Annotated in this window: 12 protein-coding genes; 5 read left to right on the forward strand and 7 right to left on the reverse strand. The window is 67.4% G+C overall.

The window, feature by feature from the left end:
• Window positions 1-44: 44 nt before the first annotated feature.
• Together fmt and truA are read left to right on the forward strand one after the other, a co-directional pair.
• Complete coding sequence (gene fmt / locus ABNQ38_RS25865; protein WP_377808719.1) at window positions 45-1,001, forward strand: methionyl-tRNA formyltransferase; 957 nt, start codon at window positions 45-47, stop codon at window positions 999-1,001.
• Between the two features lie 5 nt (window positions 1,002-1,006).
• A complete protein-coding gene (truA, locus tag ABNQ38_RS25870) occupies window positions 1,007-1,744 on the forward strand; it encodes a tRNA pseudouridine(38-40) synthase TruA (RefSeq protein ID WP_377808720.1) in 738 nt (245 codons plus the stop codon).
• Window positions 1,745-1,750: 6 nt separating this feature from the next.
• Here the strand turns inward: truA and ABNQ38_RS25875 are convergent, their stop codons facing one another.
• A complete protein-coding gene (locus ABNQ38_RS25875; RefSeq protein ID WP_377810119.1) occupies window positions 1,751-2,773 on the reverse strand; it encodes an alpha/beta hydrolase family protein in 1,023 nt (340 codons plus the stop codon).
• 2 nt (window positions 2,774-2,775) lie between these two features.
• The gene (locus tag ABNQ38_RS25880; protein ID WP_377808721.1) at window positions 2,776-3,660 is read right to left on the reverse strand and encodes a LysR family transcriptional regulator; all 885 of its coding nucleotides are present in this window, start codon (window positions 3,658-3,660) and stop codon (window positions 2,776-2,778) included.
• Window positions 3,661-3,745: 85 nt separating this feature from the next.
• On the opposite strand from ABNQ38_RS25880, the gene ABNQ38_RS25885 reads away from it, so the two are divergent.
• Complete coding sequence (locus ABNQ38_RS25885; RefSeq protein WP_377808722.1) at window positions 3,746-4,351, forward strand: cysteine hydrolase family protein; 606 nt, start codon at window positions 3,746-3,748, stop codon at window positions 4,349-4,351.
• Between the two features lie 31 nt (window positions 4,352-4,382).
• On the opposite strand, the gene ABNQ38_RS25890 is transcribed toward ABNQ38_RS25885, so the two are convergent.
• The gene (locus tag ABNQ38_RS25890) at window positions 4,383-5,993 is read right to left on the reverse strand and encodes an ABC transporter substrate-binding protein (RefSeq protein WP_377808723.1); all 1,611 of its coding nucleotides are present in this window, start codon (window positions 5,991-5,993) and stop codon (window positions 4,383-4,385) included.
• A gap of 212 nt (window positions 5,994-6,205) precedes the next feature.
• Here ABNQ38_RS25890 and ABNQ38_RS25895 point away from each other — a divergent pair, with 212 nt between their 5' ends.
• Both ABNQ38_RS25895 and ABNQ38_RS25900 read left to right on the forward strand, forming a co-directional pair.
• Window positions 6,206-7,225, forward strand: a complete 1,020-nt coding sequence (locus ABNQ38_RS25895) for an aspartate-semialdehyde dehydrogenase (RefSeq protein WP_377808724.1) — start codon at window positions 6,206-6,208, stop codon at window positions 7,223-7,225.
• Between the two features lie 85 nt (window positions 7,226-7,310).
• On the forward strand, window positions 7,311-8,621 hold the full coding sequence (locus ABNQ38_RS25900) for a branched-chain amino acid ABC transporter permease (RefSeq protein WP_377808725.1): 1,311 nt from the start codon (window positions 7,311-7,313) through the stop codon (window positions 8,619-8,621).
• Window positions 8,622-8,643: 22 nt separating this feature from the next.
• Here the strand turns inward: ABNQ38_RS25900 and ABNQ38_RS25905 are convergent, their stop codons facing one another.
• The 4 genes from ABNQ38_RS25905 to ABNQ38_RS25920 all read right to left on the reverse strand — a co-directional run bounded on the left by ABNQ38_RS25905 (window position 8,644) and on the right by ABNQ38_RS25920 (window position 13,319).
• A complete protein-coding gene (locus ABNQ38_RS25905; protein ID WP_377808726.1) occupies window positions 8,644-9,198 on the reverse strand; it encodes an NADPH-dependent FMN reductase in 555 nt (184 codons plus the stop codon).
• A 132-nt stretch (window positions 9,199-9,330) separates the two neighbouring features.
• A complete protein-coding gene (leuC, locus tag ABNQ38_RS25910; RefSeq protein ID WP_377808727.1) occupies window positions 9,331-10,737 on the reverse strand; it encodes a 3-isopropylmalate dehydratase large subunit in 1,407 nt (468 codons plus the stop codon).
• A 153-nt stretch (window positions 10,738-10,890) separates the two neighbouring features.
• Entirely contained in the window at window positions 10,891-12,306 is a 1,416-nt protein-coding gene (locus ABNQ38_RS25915) for an FAD-binding oxidoreductase (RefSeq protein ID WP_377808728.1), read from the reverse strand.
• A gap of 68 nt (window positions 12,307-12,374) precedes the next feature.
• Window positions 12,375-13,319, reverse strand: a complete 945-nt coding sequence (locus tag ABNQ38_RS25920; RefSeq protein WP_377808729.1) for a DMT family transporter — start codon at window positions 13,317-13,319, stop codon at window positions 12,375-12,377.
• Window positions 13,320-13,507 lie beyond the last annotated feature (188 nt).

Here is a 13,507-nt window from a genome sequence, read left to right on the forward strand (position 1 = left end):
GTCGTAAAAGACCGGCCGCAACACAGATCGGCGATACACATCCGATGACCCCGCTCCGTCTCGTCTTCATGGGCACGCCGGATTTTGCCGTGCCCAGCCTTGCCGCGCTGATCGAGGCGGGGCATCAGGTCGTCTGCGCCTACAGCCAGCCGCCGCGTCCGGCCGGTCGTGGCCAGCAGGTGCAGAAATCGCCCGTCCACCGCTTCGCCGAGGAGCACGGCATCCCCGTGCGCACGCCCAAGAGCCTGCGCAATGCCGAGGCCCAGGCCGAGTTCGCCGATCTCAAGGCCGATGCCGCCGTGGTCGCCGCTTATGGCCTGATCCTGCCGCAGCCGATCCTCGACGCGCCGCGGCTGGGTTGCGTCAACGTGCATGGCTCGCTGCTGCCGCGCTGGCGCGGGGCGGCTCCGATCCAGCGCTCCATCCTGGCCGGCGATGCCGAGACCGGGATCACAATCATGCAGATGGACATCGGGCTCGACACCGGCGCCATGCTATCTCGGGAGGCGGTGGCGATCACCCCCGCCACCACCGCCAGCAGCCTGCATGACGAGTTGGCCGCGCTCGGCGCCCGCATGATCGTCCCGGCGCTGGACGGGCTGGCCGCCGGCACGCTGGCCGCCGTGCCGCAGCCGGAAGACGGCGTCACCTACGCCGCCAAGCTGACGCGCGAGGATGGCCGGCTCGACTGGACCCGGCCCGCCGCCTATGTCGAGCGGCACGTCCGCGCCCTGACCCCTTGGCCCGGCTGCTGGTTCGACGCTTCCAATGGTGAGCGCATCAAGGTCCTGGCCGCCGAACCCGCCTCCGGAACCGGCGCGCCCGGCACCCTGCTGGACGACCGGCTGACGGTCGCCTGCGCCGACGGGGCCGTTCGGCTGACCAGGGTGCAGCGGCCGGGCAAGGCGCCGGTGGACGGTGCCGCCTTCCTGCGCGGCTTCGCGCTGGCGGTCGGGCAGCCGGTCTCCACTCCCGAAGTTGCCCAACCCGTCGCGGATTGACCGTCGTGCAGCGCTGGAAACTGACCGTCGAGTATGACGGCCGTCCCTTCGTCGGCTGGCAGCGCCAGAACAACGGCCCCTCGGTCCAGCAAAGCCTGGAGGAGGCGGTGCAACGCCTGTCGGGCGAGGTGGTGCGGGTCCATGGCTCCGGCCGCACCGATGCCGGTGTGCATGCTCTGGGACAGGTCTGCCATTTCGACCTGGAGAAGCCCTTCACCGGCCTGAAGCTGCGCGACGCCCTGAACTTCCACCTGAAGCCGGCGCCCATCGCGGTGCTGGAGGTGGAGGCGGTGACGGAGGATTTCCACGCCCGCCTGACCTCGACCGGCCGCGCCTATGTTTACCGCATCGTCAACCGCCGGGCACCGCTGGCGCTGGAATCCGGCCGGGCCTGGCACGTCACCCGTCCGTTGAACGCCGAGGCGATGCATGAAGCGGCGCAGGTGCTGGTCGGCCAGCATGACTTCTCCAGCTTCCGCGCTGCGCTGTGTCAGGCCAAGTCGCCGGTGAAGACGCTGGACCGGTTGGCCGTGGAGCGGCAGGGCGAAGAAATCCGCGTCCATGCCGCCGCGCGCTCGTTCCTGCACCATCAGGTCCGCAACATGGTCGGCACGCTGGAACTGGTCGGTGCCGGCAAATGGACGGTGGACGACGTCCGCCGTGCGCTGGACGCCCGTGACCGTGCCAAGGCGGGGCCGACCTGTCCGCCGGACGGGCTCTACTTCATGGCGGCGCGTTACTGAATTGGGTCAATTGCTGATCCGCTCCGGCTGTTCGGGCATGGATTGGAGCGTCTTCAACAGCCTGTCCGTTTCGACGCCCTGGGCGCAGAGGCCGGTGGCGGTTTCGCCGAAATCGACCAGACCGTGGTAGCGGGGCGGCCGGGCCCGTTCGAGCGGGACCAACCAAGCCTTGTGCCCACGTGCCGCCAAGCCGTCGAAATACAGTCGTTGGGTACGGAACAGCACATTCGTTTCCCGCGGATCTCCGATGACCAAGATCCGGCGCGCCGGATCCTTGGGAATCAGGTCGAGCGAGCGGTAGGGGTCGAACCAAGTCTCCGGCTTTGCCAAGCGGGTCTTGACGCCATGCGCCTTGAGATAGGCTTCATAGGCAGCGGCTCCCGACGAGATGACGGCGCATTTCAGGTCGGTGCGGCGGGCCAGGAATTCGGCCGTCAGCGTGCCTCCGGCACTGCTTCCACCGAGCGACCAATGCCCGATGCCATAGCGTTTCTTGAGCAGATCGAGATGGGCGTTCATCAGCGCCGCCTCGCGCGGGGTATGGCGCATGGTCCAGAATTTGCCGGAACTGCCATAAGCTCCCGGACGGGCCAGGAAAATGAAGGGCACGCCGAAGCGTGCCGACAAGACCCGTTCCTGTTCGATCATGCCGGCGACGCTCAACCCCTCCTGATGCCCGATCTGCTGCGGCCTGGAACCCATCACGTCGCCATGCATCCAGGCCGCGACGATCGGATTTGAGCCGGGCTTCAGGCCGGCCGCGTAATAGCGCAGGCATTCGCCGCGACCGTCGACTTCCACCCAACTGGCGGTTTCCCGCGCCTCAAACTCGGCGCATTGCGTGCGGGTGACGCTTTTCCCGGCTGCGACAACCGTGTTGGTGAAGGCTTCGTCGTTGGGCCGGGACTGCGCGTGGGCGGGGACTGCCGTGACGATGGCGAGGCCCACCAGACACAGGGAGCGGAACGACATGGCGGACAAGCCTTTTGTGGCGACAGCTGAAGGAGGGTGGTGGAGGTGGCGGGGCACCGTCAACCGCCTTCCAGCCGTTCCCGCTCCGCAGTGAAGACGGTCACCAGATGCTCGATCACCGTGCGTACCCGCGGCACGTCGCGGCGGTCGCGGTGAACCAGCAGCCAGACCTCGCGGGTTAATGGTGAGCAAGGCGGCGGACCGGGTAGCGGGTGCCGCACCAGTCCCGGCACGCTGTCCGCCAGCATGCAGGGCAGGAAGGCGATGCCGAAGCCGGCGACCGCCGCCGCAAGCTGCCCCTGCACGCTGTTGGAGCGGAAAGCGACGCGCCGGCCGCCGCCATGGCGGTCCAGCCACAAAGCCTCCGGCAACTCCGCCATCGACTCGTCATAGGCGATCAGCGTGTCGGGCGCGTCCGGCGCCGCATACAGCCCATAGCCCAGCGTCGCCAGCCGCCGCCCGACCAGATCGCCGCGCTGCGGCCGGGCCAGCCGGACCGCCAGATCGGCCTCCCGCCGGGCAAGGCTGAGAGTGCGGTTGTCGACGATGATTTCCAGGTTCAGGGCGGGGTTGGCCACCCGCAACGCTCCCAGCCGCGGGATCAGGAAGATGTCGGCCAGCGCCTGGGTCATGGTCAGCCGCACGGTGCCGGTCAGCCCGGCCGCGTCGCCCTCGCGGCGGCGGATCGCCTGCGCCCGCTCGTCCATCGCCTCGGCCAGGGCGCGGACGCTTTCACCGTCCCCGGTCAGGACATAGCCGTCGGGCCGGCGCTCCATCAGGCTGCGACCGAGTGTTGCCTCCAGTGCGGTCAGCCGGCGCCCGACCGTGGCGTGGCTCAGCCGCAGGCTGCGTGCCGCCGCCGACAGGCTGCCGGCACGTGCCAGTTCCAGGAAGACGCGCAAATCGTCCCAATCGAGCGGGCCTGTGAATTTCTGAACAGCCATCGTGCAAGCATAGCGAATGGTCGCACATCGGTGAACAGGGCAGCATCGCGGTCATCGATTTTCAGCGACCACGGAGTATCTCCCGATGACGACTCTTCCTGCCCGGACCCTGCGCCAGATCGTCGGTGCGCCGGCCACCCCCGCGCCCTTGGACAAGGCGGTGCTGGTGCTGATCGACCTCCAGCGCGAATACACCGACGGCGCCCTGCGGCTGTCGGGAGTCGATGCGGCGATGGAGCGGGCCGCGGAACTGCTGGCGCTGGCCCGCGCCAACGGCGTGCCGGTGATCCACATCGTCCACCACACCGCGGCGGGCGCGCCGGTGTTCGACCCCACCGGACCGCTGGCGGAGATCGTCCCGGCCGTCGCCCCGCGCGACGGGGAACCGGTGATCGTCAAGAAGCTCGCCAACGCCTTCTCCGGGACGGAGTTGCAGACGGTTGCGCGCGACAGCGGGCGGACGGAGATGATCGTCGCCGGCTTCATGACCCACAACTGCGTGAGCAGCACGGCGCGGTCGGCGGTGGACCATGGCTGGCGGGTGACGGTCGTGGCGTCGGCCACCGCCACCCGCGACCTGCCGGACGGCAAGGGCGGCGTGGTGCTGGCGGCCGACATCCAGCGCGGTGTGCTGACCGGCCTGTCCGACAGCCTCGCCGTGGTGGTCGAGGACGTGCGCGCCTGGGGGTGAGGGAGAAGGGGCGCCGAGCGCCCCCGCATCCTTACTTCTTCTCGGCCTTCCAGTAGTAGTTGGTGTCGAAGCTTGGGCCCCAGACGAGGCCGTTCACGCTCTTGCGCTCGGCGACCATTTCGGTCTGCTGGAACATGATGACGAAGGGCGAGTCGGCGAGGACCGAGCGTTGCAGCTCCTCGTACATCTGGGCGCGCTTGGCGCCGTCGCGCTCCTCGATGGCGGCGGCGGTCTTCTTGGTCAGTTCCGGAATGTCCCAGGCATTGCGCCAGGCCAGCGGCTTGGACTTGGCATTGTCGCTGTTGTCCGGGTTGGAGGCGAAGGTGTCGGCGTTGGAGTTCGGATCCTGATAGTCCGCACCCCACTGCTGGATCATCAGCTCGTGGTTGCGGGCGCGGTACTTGGTCAGCACCTGCTTGCCGTCGCCGGGGATGATCTCGATCTTGATGCCGGCCTTGGCGGCGCTGGCCTGGATCGCCTGGGCCATGTCCTGGGTCGGGTTGGTGTTGCGGACGTCCATGCTGACGGTGAAGCCGTCGGGATAGCCCGCCTTCGCCAGCAGCTCCTTCGCCTTGGCCGGATCGTACTTGTAGGGGTTGTCGTTGACGGACCCGAGGAAGCCCTTGGGCAGGAAGGCCTGATGGACGGCACCGATGCCGTTCATGATGGTGCCCGCCATGCCGTCATAGTCGACCAGATACTTGAAGGCCTCGCGCACCTCGGGCTTGGCCAGGGTGGCGTTCTTCTGGTTCAGGCTGAGATACCACAGCGTGCCCTTCGGCGCCTGGACCAGACGGATGGCGTCGCTCGACTTCAGCGGCTCGAACTGCTCCGGCTTCAGGTTGCGCGCGACATCGACGTCGCCCTTCTCCAGCAGCAGACGCTGGGTCGCCGGCTCCGGGATATGGCGGATCAGCACGCGCTTCAGCTTCGGCGCGCCGCGCCAGTATTTCGGGTTGGCGTCGAAGGTCAGCAGTTCGCTTGCCTTCCACTGCTTCAGGATGAAGGGGCCGGAGCCGGCGGAGTTGGTCTTCAGCCAACCGGCGCCGAAATCGCCGTCCTTCTCCTTGCCCTTCACCAGCTTGGAATCGACGATGGAGGCGACGTCGGCGGTCAGGCAGTAGAGCACGAAGGTCGGCGCATAGACCTTGTCGGTGGTGAAGACCAAGGTCTTCGGGTCGGTGGCGCGCACCATCTGGTCGACATTTTCGGGCGTCAGGCCGAATTGGGTCAGGATGAAGGCCGGACCCTTGTTCATCTTTACCGCGCGGGAGAAGGACCACGCCACATCCCCGGCCGTCATCGGGTTGCCGGAATGGAAGGCGATGCCGTCGCGGATCTTGAAGGTGAAGGTCTTGCCGTCGGGCGACACGGTCCAGCTTTCGGCGGCCTCGCCTTCGATCTTGCTGACGTCGTTGACGTCGAAATGGATCAGCCGGTCATAGACCTGGGCGCTGTATTCGGCGCCCGACAGCTCGAAGATTTCGCCGGGGTCGAGGCTGACGATGTCGTCGAACTGCCACGCCATCACCAGCGCGTCCTTCGGCGTGTCGGCGAGGGCGGGGGCGGCGAAACCGGCGAGGGCGAGAGCGGCGGCACCAAGAACTGTCTGCGCAATGAGGCCGCGCTTGAAGCTGGTCATCCGTGAAGTCTCCCTGGAGGCCCGTTCGGGGCACTGTTGAGGGATGGAATCTTCCCGCTGCCTTCCATGGCATGTCAACCCAGCTGGTAGGCCGGCTGGAGGGCAGGTTTCGCGGCGGATGGGTTGCAATTCGCAGGGAAAGCGCCTAGCTCCTATCGCCCCCCGGCACCATTCTTGTCTTTGCGGACATTCGGCAGAAGGAAACCACCGTCATGGGCTATACCGTCGCGGTCATCGGCGCCACCGGCAATGTCGGGCGCGAGATCCTGCAAACGCTGGCCGAGCGGAAGTTCCCGGCCGACAAGGTCATCGCTCTGGCCTCCGAGAAGTCGATCGGCCAGGAGGTGTCCTATGGCGAGGACGAGATCCTCAAGGTCCAGGATCTCAACAAGTTCGACTTCCATGGCGTGGACATCGTCCTGTCGTCGCCCGGCGCCAAGGTGTCGGCCATCCATGTGCCGCGTGCCGCCGCCGCCGGGGCCATGGTGATCGACAATACCTCGCAGTTCCGCATGGAGCCCGACGTGCCGCTGGTGGTGCCGGAGGTGAACCCGGAGACGCTGGTCGGCTATCGCAAGCGCGGCATCATCGCCAATCCCAACGGTGCCACCATCCAGATGGCGGTGGTGCTGAAGCCCTTGCACGACCGCTTCAAGATCCGCCGCGTCGTGGTCTCGACCTACCAGTCGGTGTCGGGCGCCGGCAAGGAGGCGATGGATGAGCTGTTCACCCAGACCCGCGCCATCTTCGTCAACGATCCGGTCGCCAAGAGCGTCTTCCCCAAGCAGATCGCCTTCAACGTCATCCCCCACATCGACAGCTTCATGGAGGACGGCTCCACCAGGGAAGAATGGAAGATGACGGTGGAGACCAAGAAGATCCTCGATCCCAAGATCAAGGTCTCCGCCACCTGCGTCCGTGTGCCGACCTTCATCGGCCATGCCCTGTCGATCAACATCGAGACGGAGGAGCCGATCAGCGCCGAGGAGGCCCGCCTCGTCCTGCGCGCCGCCCCCGGCGTGTCGGTGATCGACCTGCAGACCGGCGACGGCTATGTCACCCCGGTGGAGATCGCCGGTGAGAACCCGGTCTTCGTCAGCCGCATCCGCGACGACATCACGGTGGAGAACGGCCTGTCCCTCTGGTGCGTCGCCGACAACCTGCGCAAGGGTGCCGCGCTGAACGCCGTTCAGATCGCCGAGTTGCTGGTGCGGGATCATATGGTGGAGTGAGCGGGCAGGGTGGGGGCGTTGCCGGCGCTTCCCACCCTTCCAAATTGTCGGTAGGCTGAACCGTCCCACCTGACCGGGCGGTTCCGTGCTCCGCATCCTGCCGCTGTTGTGCCTCGTCCTGCTGATGCTCACCGGGTGCGGCGTCGATGCCGACCAGGATGTGCTGTGCCGGAAGCTGATCCCGGCCTTCGAACCTGGCCGTGTCACCGACCTGTCCACCCGCAGCTATACCGAGGACAAGCGGGTCCTGCGCGTCGATTACCGCAGCGGCAGCCAGTCCCATTGGATCGCCTGCCGGTTCGCCGGTACGTCGATGGAGGAAGGACGGCGCACCCTGGTGGCGGTGGCGACCGACCGCAGCGGCTGGCTGACCGACATCCGTTTCGCCATGTTGCAGCAATGGCTGCGCATCAAGCCGCCGCGCGATGCCATCGGCGGCGCCGTCGAGACTGAAAGGCCGCCGCCGACACGCTGGACACCCGTCCTGTTCCTGGCCCAGCAAATCATCAACGCCGCCACCGTCGCCTGCGTCTATGGGCTGCTCGCGCTCGGCTACACGCTGGTCTACGCTATTCTCGGCCAGATCAATCTGGCGATGGGGGAACTGACGATGGTCGGCGCCATGGTGACGGCGATGACGGCGGCCGGACTGGGCATGGCCGGCTGGGCGACATGGCCGCCGGCCCTGCTCGGCGTGCTGGTGGTGGTGATCGGCTTCACCGCGGTGCAGGGCTGGACGATGGACCGGCTGGTCTTCCGCCGTCTGCGCGGGGTGCGCAGCCACACGCCGCTGATCGTCGCGGTCGGACTGTCCATCGCCTATCAGGAGGGGGTGCGGCTGCTGCATGGCGCACGCGACTGGTGGCCGGCACCGGTGCTGACCGGCCGCTACGACCTGCTGAGCGACGGCGCCTTCACCGTCACCGCGCTGACCGCGCAACTGGCGATCCTGGTGCTGACCGGCGGGCTTTATGCGGCGCTTTGGGGAATCATGCAGCGCACCGCCTTCGGCCGGGCGCATCGCGCCTGCACAGACGACATCGCGGCGGCTGAACTGGTCGGGGTGGACGTCAACCGCACGGTGGCGGCGACCTTCGCCATCGGCGGCGGGCTGGCCGCGGCGGCGGGGGCGGTGATCGCGCTCTATTACGGCGGGGTGAACTTCTTCACCGGCTACCTGATCGGCTTCAAGGCGCTGGCCGCGGCGGTGGTCGGCGGCATCGGCTCGGTGCCGGGGGCGATGCTCGGCGGTGCCCTGCTGGGGCTGGTGGAGACGTTTTGGTCAGCCTATTTCGCGCTCGCCTACAAGGACATCGTGGCGTTCGGGCTGCTGACGCTGTTCCTGATCTATCGGCCGCAGGGGCTGATGGGGCAGGCGAGGGGCAGGGGCGATTGAGCGGCTCCGGAAAGGATGAACCCTATCGCGCCGCGCTGGCAGCCACAGCGGTTTCGATGGCGGTCAGGGCGTTCCGCAATGCCGCAACGCTCTCGGCCCGTGCGAGAATTGCCGCCGCTTCCTCCGGCGTTTTTCCCATCAGGGGGATGGTAATACTGGCGTCATCGATCAATCGGGCCGAGATGACCGTCAGAATCTCGGTCAATGCCTCCCGCGCGTAGGTGGAACGCGGTGAGGCATGCAGCAGCGCAACCGGCTTGTCCACCATCTCGCCGCTCGCCACCACCCAATCCAAGGCGTTCTTCAAGGCTCCGGGCACGCCATGGGCATATTCCGGGCAGGCAATCACCACCGCATCCGCCGCGACCAGCGAATCGCGAAAGTCTTTCACCGCCGGCAGGGGCGGGTCGCCGTCTTCATCCGGGTTGAACAGCGGAAGGCTGCCGACACCGCGTCCGTCCAGCCCGGTAAAGACCGTGACGGTCAAGCCATCCGGTGCTGCTGCTGAGGCCGCCCGCAGCAATGCGCTGTTGGTGGAGGCGGCACGCAGGCTGCCGGAGATTGCGAGCACCTGCATGATCGGCCCTTTTCCCTTGATCGGCCCGATACACCGTCTCGATGACAGGTCGGGACCGAACGAAAAACGGGCGGGAGTGGTTACACTCCCGCCCGCGTCACGACGGCATCCGGTCTGGAAGACCGAACCCGTTCAGGCCAGATCGCGTACGTCCGTCAGGTGGCCGGTCACCGCCGCCGCCACGGCCATCGCCGGGCTGACGAGGTGGGTGCGGCCGCCGCGGCCCTGACGGCCTTCGAAGTTGCGGTTCGAGGTCGAGGCGCTGCGCTCGCCCGGAGCCAGACGGTCGGCATTCATCGCCAAGCACATGGAGCAGCCCGGCTCGCGCCACTCGAAGCCGGCCTCGGTGAAGATTTTGTCCAGACCTTCTTCCTCGGCCTGCTCCTTGACCAGACCCGAACCGGGAACCACCAGGGCGCGGACGCCCTCGGCGACCTTGCGGCCCTTGGCGAGGTCGGCGGCGGCGCGCAGGTCTTCGATGCGGCCGTTGGTGCAGGAGCCGATGAACACGGTGTCGACCTTGACGCTCGACAGCGGCTGGCCGGGGGTGAGGCCCATGTAGGCGAGCGAGCGCTCGACGGCGGCGCGCTTGCCCTCGTCGGCGATGTCGGCCGGGTTCGGCACGGTCGCGGTGATCGGCAGCACGTCTTCCGGGCTGGTGCCCCAGGTGACCTGCGGCGCGATGTCGGCGGCGTTCAGCACGACGGTGGCGTCATAGACCGCACCCTCGTCGGACGGCAGCGTCTTCCAGTACTGGACGGCCTGCTCGAAGGCGCCGGCCTTCGGCGCCAGCGCGCGGCCCTGCACATATTCGAAGGTCTTCTCGTCCGGGGCGATCAGGCCGGCGCGGGCGCCGCCTTCGATTGCCATGTTGCAGACGGTCATGCGGCCTTCCATCGACAGGTCGCGGATGGCTTCGCCGGCGAACTCGATGACGTAGCCGGTGCCGCCGGCGGTGCCGATCTTGCCGATGATGGCCAGCACGATGTCCTTGGCGGTCACGCCCGGGTTCAGCTTGCCGTCCACGCGGATCAGCATGTTCTTGGCCGGCTTCTGCAGCAGGGTCTGGGTGGCCAGCACATGCTCCACCTCCGACGTGCCGATGCCGAAGGCGAGCGCGCCAAAGGCGCCATGGGTGGCGGTGTGGCTGTCGCCGCAGACGATGGTGGCGCCGGGCAGGGTGAAGCCCTGTTCCGGCCCGACGATGTGCACGATGCCCTGGCGGACGTCGTCCATCGGGAAGTAGCGGACGCCGAAGTCGCGGGCGTTCTTGTCCAGCGTCTCGACCTGGATCCGGCTCTCCTCCTCGACGATGCCCTTGGAGCGGTCGGTGGTCGGGACGTTGTGGTCGGGGACGGCGAGAGTGGCTTCCGGACGCCGCACCTTGCGGCCGGCGACGCGCAGTCCTTCGAACGCCTGCGGGCTGGTCACTTCATGGACCAGATGGCGGTCGATATAGAGGATGCAGGTGCCGTCGTCCTGGCGATGCACGACGTGGCTGTCCCAGATCTTGTCGAACAGAGTGCGCGGCTTGGACATCGGAAAAACTCTCTCTCGCGGTACGACAGGCGCAGAAGAAACGGAGGCCGCACCATAGCCTTGTGTCGTGCCGGGGACAAGCATTGCGCTACGTCTGTCGTCGCAAGCCTGTCCCCCGCAATATTATGACGCGGGCGGCCGGTGAGGGGGTGTTCAGGGCAGCATCTTGCCCGGGTTCAGCAGACCGTTGGGGTCGAGCGTCGCCTTGATGGCGCGCAGCATGTCGAACTCCACCGGACCCTTGATGGCCGGCATCTCGTCCTTCTTGAAGCGGCCGACGCCATGCTCGGCGGAGATCGAGCCGTCGAGCTTGAAGATCACCTCGTTGACGACGTGGCAGATCTCGTCCCAGCGGTCGAGATAGGCCTTGGTGTCGCCGCCCTCGGGCTGGCTGAGGTTGAAGTGGATATTGCCGTCGCCGACATGGCCGAAGGGGGTCGGACGGATGCCGGGGCAGGCCCGCTCCACCGCCGCTTCCGCCAGTTCGATGAACTCGGCGACGCGGGAGACCGGGATCGACACGTCGTTCTTGATCGAGCCGCCCTCGAACTTCTGCGCCTCGACGATGGCCTCGCGGATGAACCACAGCTGCTTGGCCTGGGCGTCGGACTGGGCCAGCGTGGCGTCGGTCGCCAGCTCGGCCTCGAACGCCTCGCCCAACGCGGTCTCGACCGTCTCTTGGAAGGCGTCGGACTTGGTGCCGGCGGTCAGCTCGGTCAGGACATACCAGGGCGACGGCTCCGACAGCGGATCGATGGTGCCGGCGACGTGTTTCAGGGCGAAGTCCAGGCAGCGGCGCGACATCAGCTCGAAGGCCGACACGGCGTCGCCCGAGGCGGCGCGCAGGCGGGCCAGCAGCTCGATGGCGGCGGCCGGGCTGGGCACGGCGACGAAGGCGGTGATCGACTGGCGCGGGCGCGGGAACAGCTTCAGCACCGCGGCGGTGACGATGCCCAGCGTGCCTTCGGCGCCGATGAACAGGTTCTTCAGGTCATAGCCGGTGTTGTTCTTGCGCAGGCGGCGCATGCCGTCCCAGACGCGGCCGTCGGCCAGCACCACCTCCAGCCCCAGCACGAGGTCACGGGTGTTGCCGTAGCGCAGGACGTTGATGCCGCCGGCATTGGTGGAGATCAGCCCGCCGATCTGCGCGGTGCCTTCTGCCCCCAGGCTCAGCGGGAACAGGCGGTCGGCATCGGCCGCGGCCTCCTGGATGCTGGTCAGCACCACGCCGGCCTCGACCGTCATGGTGTAGTTCAGCGTGTCGATGTCGCGGATGCGGTTCAGGCGCGACAGGCTGAGAACGATCTCGCGCCCTTCCTCGTAGGGGATCGAGCCTCCGACGAGGCTGGTGTTACCGCCCTGGGGCACGATGGGGATGCCGGCCTCGGCGCAGATCGTCACGACCGCCGCCACCTCGGCGGTGTTGGCCGGGCGGACCACCGCCGGGCTGTTGCCCTTGAAGCGCCCGCGCCACTCCGCAAGGTAGGGGGCCATGTCGGCGGCGTCGGTGAGGATGCCGGACGGGCCGACGATGGCGCGGATCTGGTCGAGGGCGGCGGCGACGGTCATGGCAAGGCGTCCGAAGCAGGTTAAGGGGCTTACAATCGTTCCCTTCTAACGTCTTCGCCGTCCATTTTCTATCCCTTGGCGGCCGATGCGGATCTGTGTTGTCCCAGCCGTGCGAACAACCTTCCATCGATGGCGGCGAGGCCGCCGGCGATCAGTGCCATCCCGACCCCATGCCTGACCGCCAGCAGTTCGCCGAGAAACAGGCCACCCAGCAGGATGGCACTGACCGGGATCAGGAACGTGACCAGCATCAGGTTGGTTGCGCCGGCCGAAGCCAGGATGCGGAAGAAGATGACGTAGGCCAGAGCTGTGGACAGCAGGGCGATGCCGATGACGGCGCCCCAGGCGGCCGCACTGGGCATCGGCAGGGTCCAGGGACGATCGACCAGCAGGGCCACCGGCACCAGCATCAGGGTGGAGGCGGTGACCTGCCCCGTCGCAGTGACCAGGGGCGACACGCCCAAGCCCTTGAACCGGCGGCCGAAGATGCCGGCGAAGGAATAGGACAGGGCGGCACCCAGCACCGCAAGCTGCGGCAGCAGCCCGTTCCCCAGCCCGGCCAGTGCCGCCGGACCGATCATCACCGCCACGCCGGCGAAGCCGACGAGGACCCCGGCCAGCCGGTTGCCGGTCATCTTCTCATCTCTGGTCAGGACATGCGCCACCAGTACGCCGAACAGCGGGGTGGTGGCGTTGAGGACCGAAGCGACGCCGCTGGCGATCTGCGTCTGTCCCCAGACGATCAGGCAGAAGGGAAGCATGTTATTCAAGGCCCCCATGCCGAAGAAGGCGACCCATGTCCGGCGGTCCCGCGGCATCGGCAGTCCCAGGATCCGCAACAGCCCGCCGAGTGCCAGGGCCGCCAGCGCGACCCGCATGGCGACGATGGTGAGCGGCGGCAATTCCCGTACGGCGATGCCGACGAAGAAGAAGGAACCGCCCCACAGGATCGAAAGCGCGACCAGCAGGCTCCAGTCGGTCAGGTCCATCGGCTTGTGGTTCGATGCGGTCATCGGGCGGCCTCCATTGATGGCTTATAAATGTTCGTGTGTATGTGTGTCCGGGGCTGGACATGCCGGTTCCGGCATCCTGCACGGCGGTGTCAGCCGGCAGCGATCCGTTTCTTGCGATGGAATTGCCATTGCCGCCGAAGCGCATGTTTCGGGTGCCCGTGTCATGATCGGGCTTGACCCACGCGATC

The sequence above is a fragment of the Azospirillum sp. A29 genome, from assembly GCF_042604625.1.
In the GTDB taxonomy this organism is placed as follows: domain Bacteria; phylum Pseudomonadota; class Alphaproteobacteria; order Azospirillales; family Azospirillaceae; genus Azospirillum; species Azospirillum palustre.

Excerpts from the sequence above, each read along its gene's own strand:
- ABNQ38_RS25895 (WP_377808724.1), top strand. The coding sequence starts at position 6,206 with ATGGGCTATACCGTCGCGGTCATCGGCGCCACCGGCAATGTCGGGCGC.
- ABNQ38_RS25890 (WP_377808723.1), bottom strand. The coding sequence starts at position 5,993 with ATGACCAGCTTCAAGCGCGGCCTCATTGCGCAGACAGTTCTTGGTGCC.
- ABNQ38_RS25915 (WP_377808728.1), bottom strand. The coding sequence starts at position 12,306 with ATGACCGTCGCCGCCGCCCTCGACCAGATCCGCGCCATCGTCGGCCCG.
- ABNQ38_RS25920 (WP_377808729.1), bottom strand. The coding sequence starts at position 13,319 with ATGACCGCATCGAACCACAAGCCGATGGACCTGACCGACTGGAGCCTG.
- ABNQ38_RS25885 (WP_377808722.1), top strand. The coding sequence starts at position 3,746 with ATGACGACTCTTCCTGCCCGGACCCTGCGCCAGATCGTCGGTGCGCCG.
- fmt (WP_377808719.1), top strand. The coding sequence starts at position 45 with ATGACCCCGCTCCGTCTCGTCTTCATGGGCACGCCGGATTTTGCCGTG.
- leuC (WP_377808727.1), bottom strand. The coding sequence starts at position 10,737 with ATGTCCAAGCCGCGCACTCTGTTCGACAAGATCTGGGACAGCCACGTC.
- ABNQ38_RS25905 (WP_377808726.1), bottom strand. The coding sequence starts at position 9,198 with ATGCAGGTGCTCGCAATCTCCGGCAGCCTGCGTGCCGCCTCCACCAAC.
- ABNQ38_RS25880 (WP_377808721.1), bottom strand. The coding sequence starts at position 3,660 with ATGGCTGTTCAGAAATTCACAGGCCCGCTCGATTGGGACGATTTGCGC.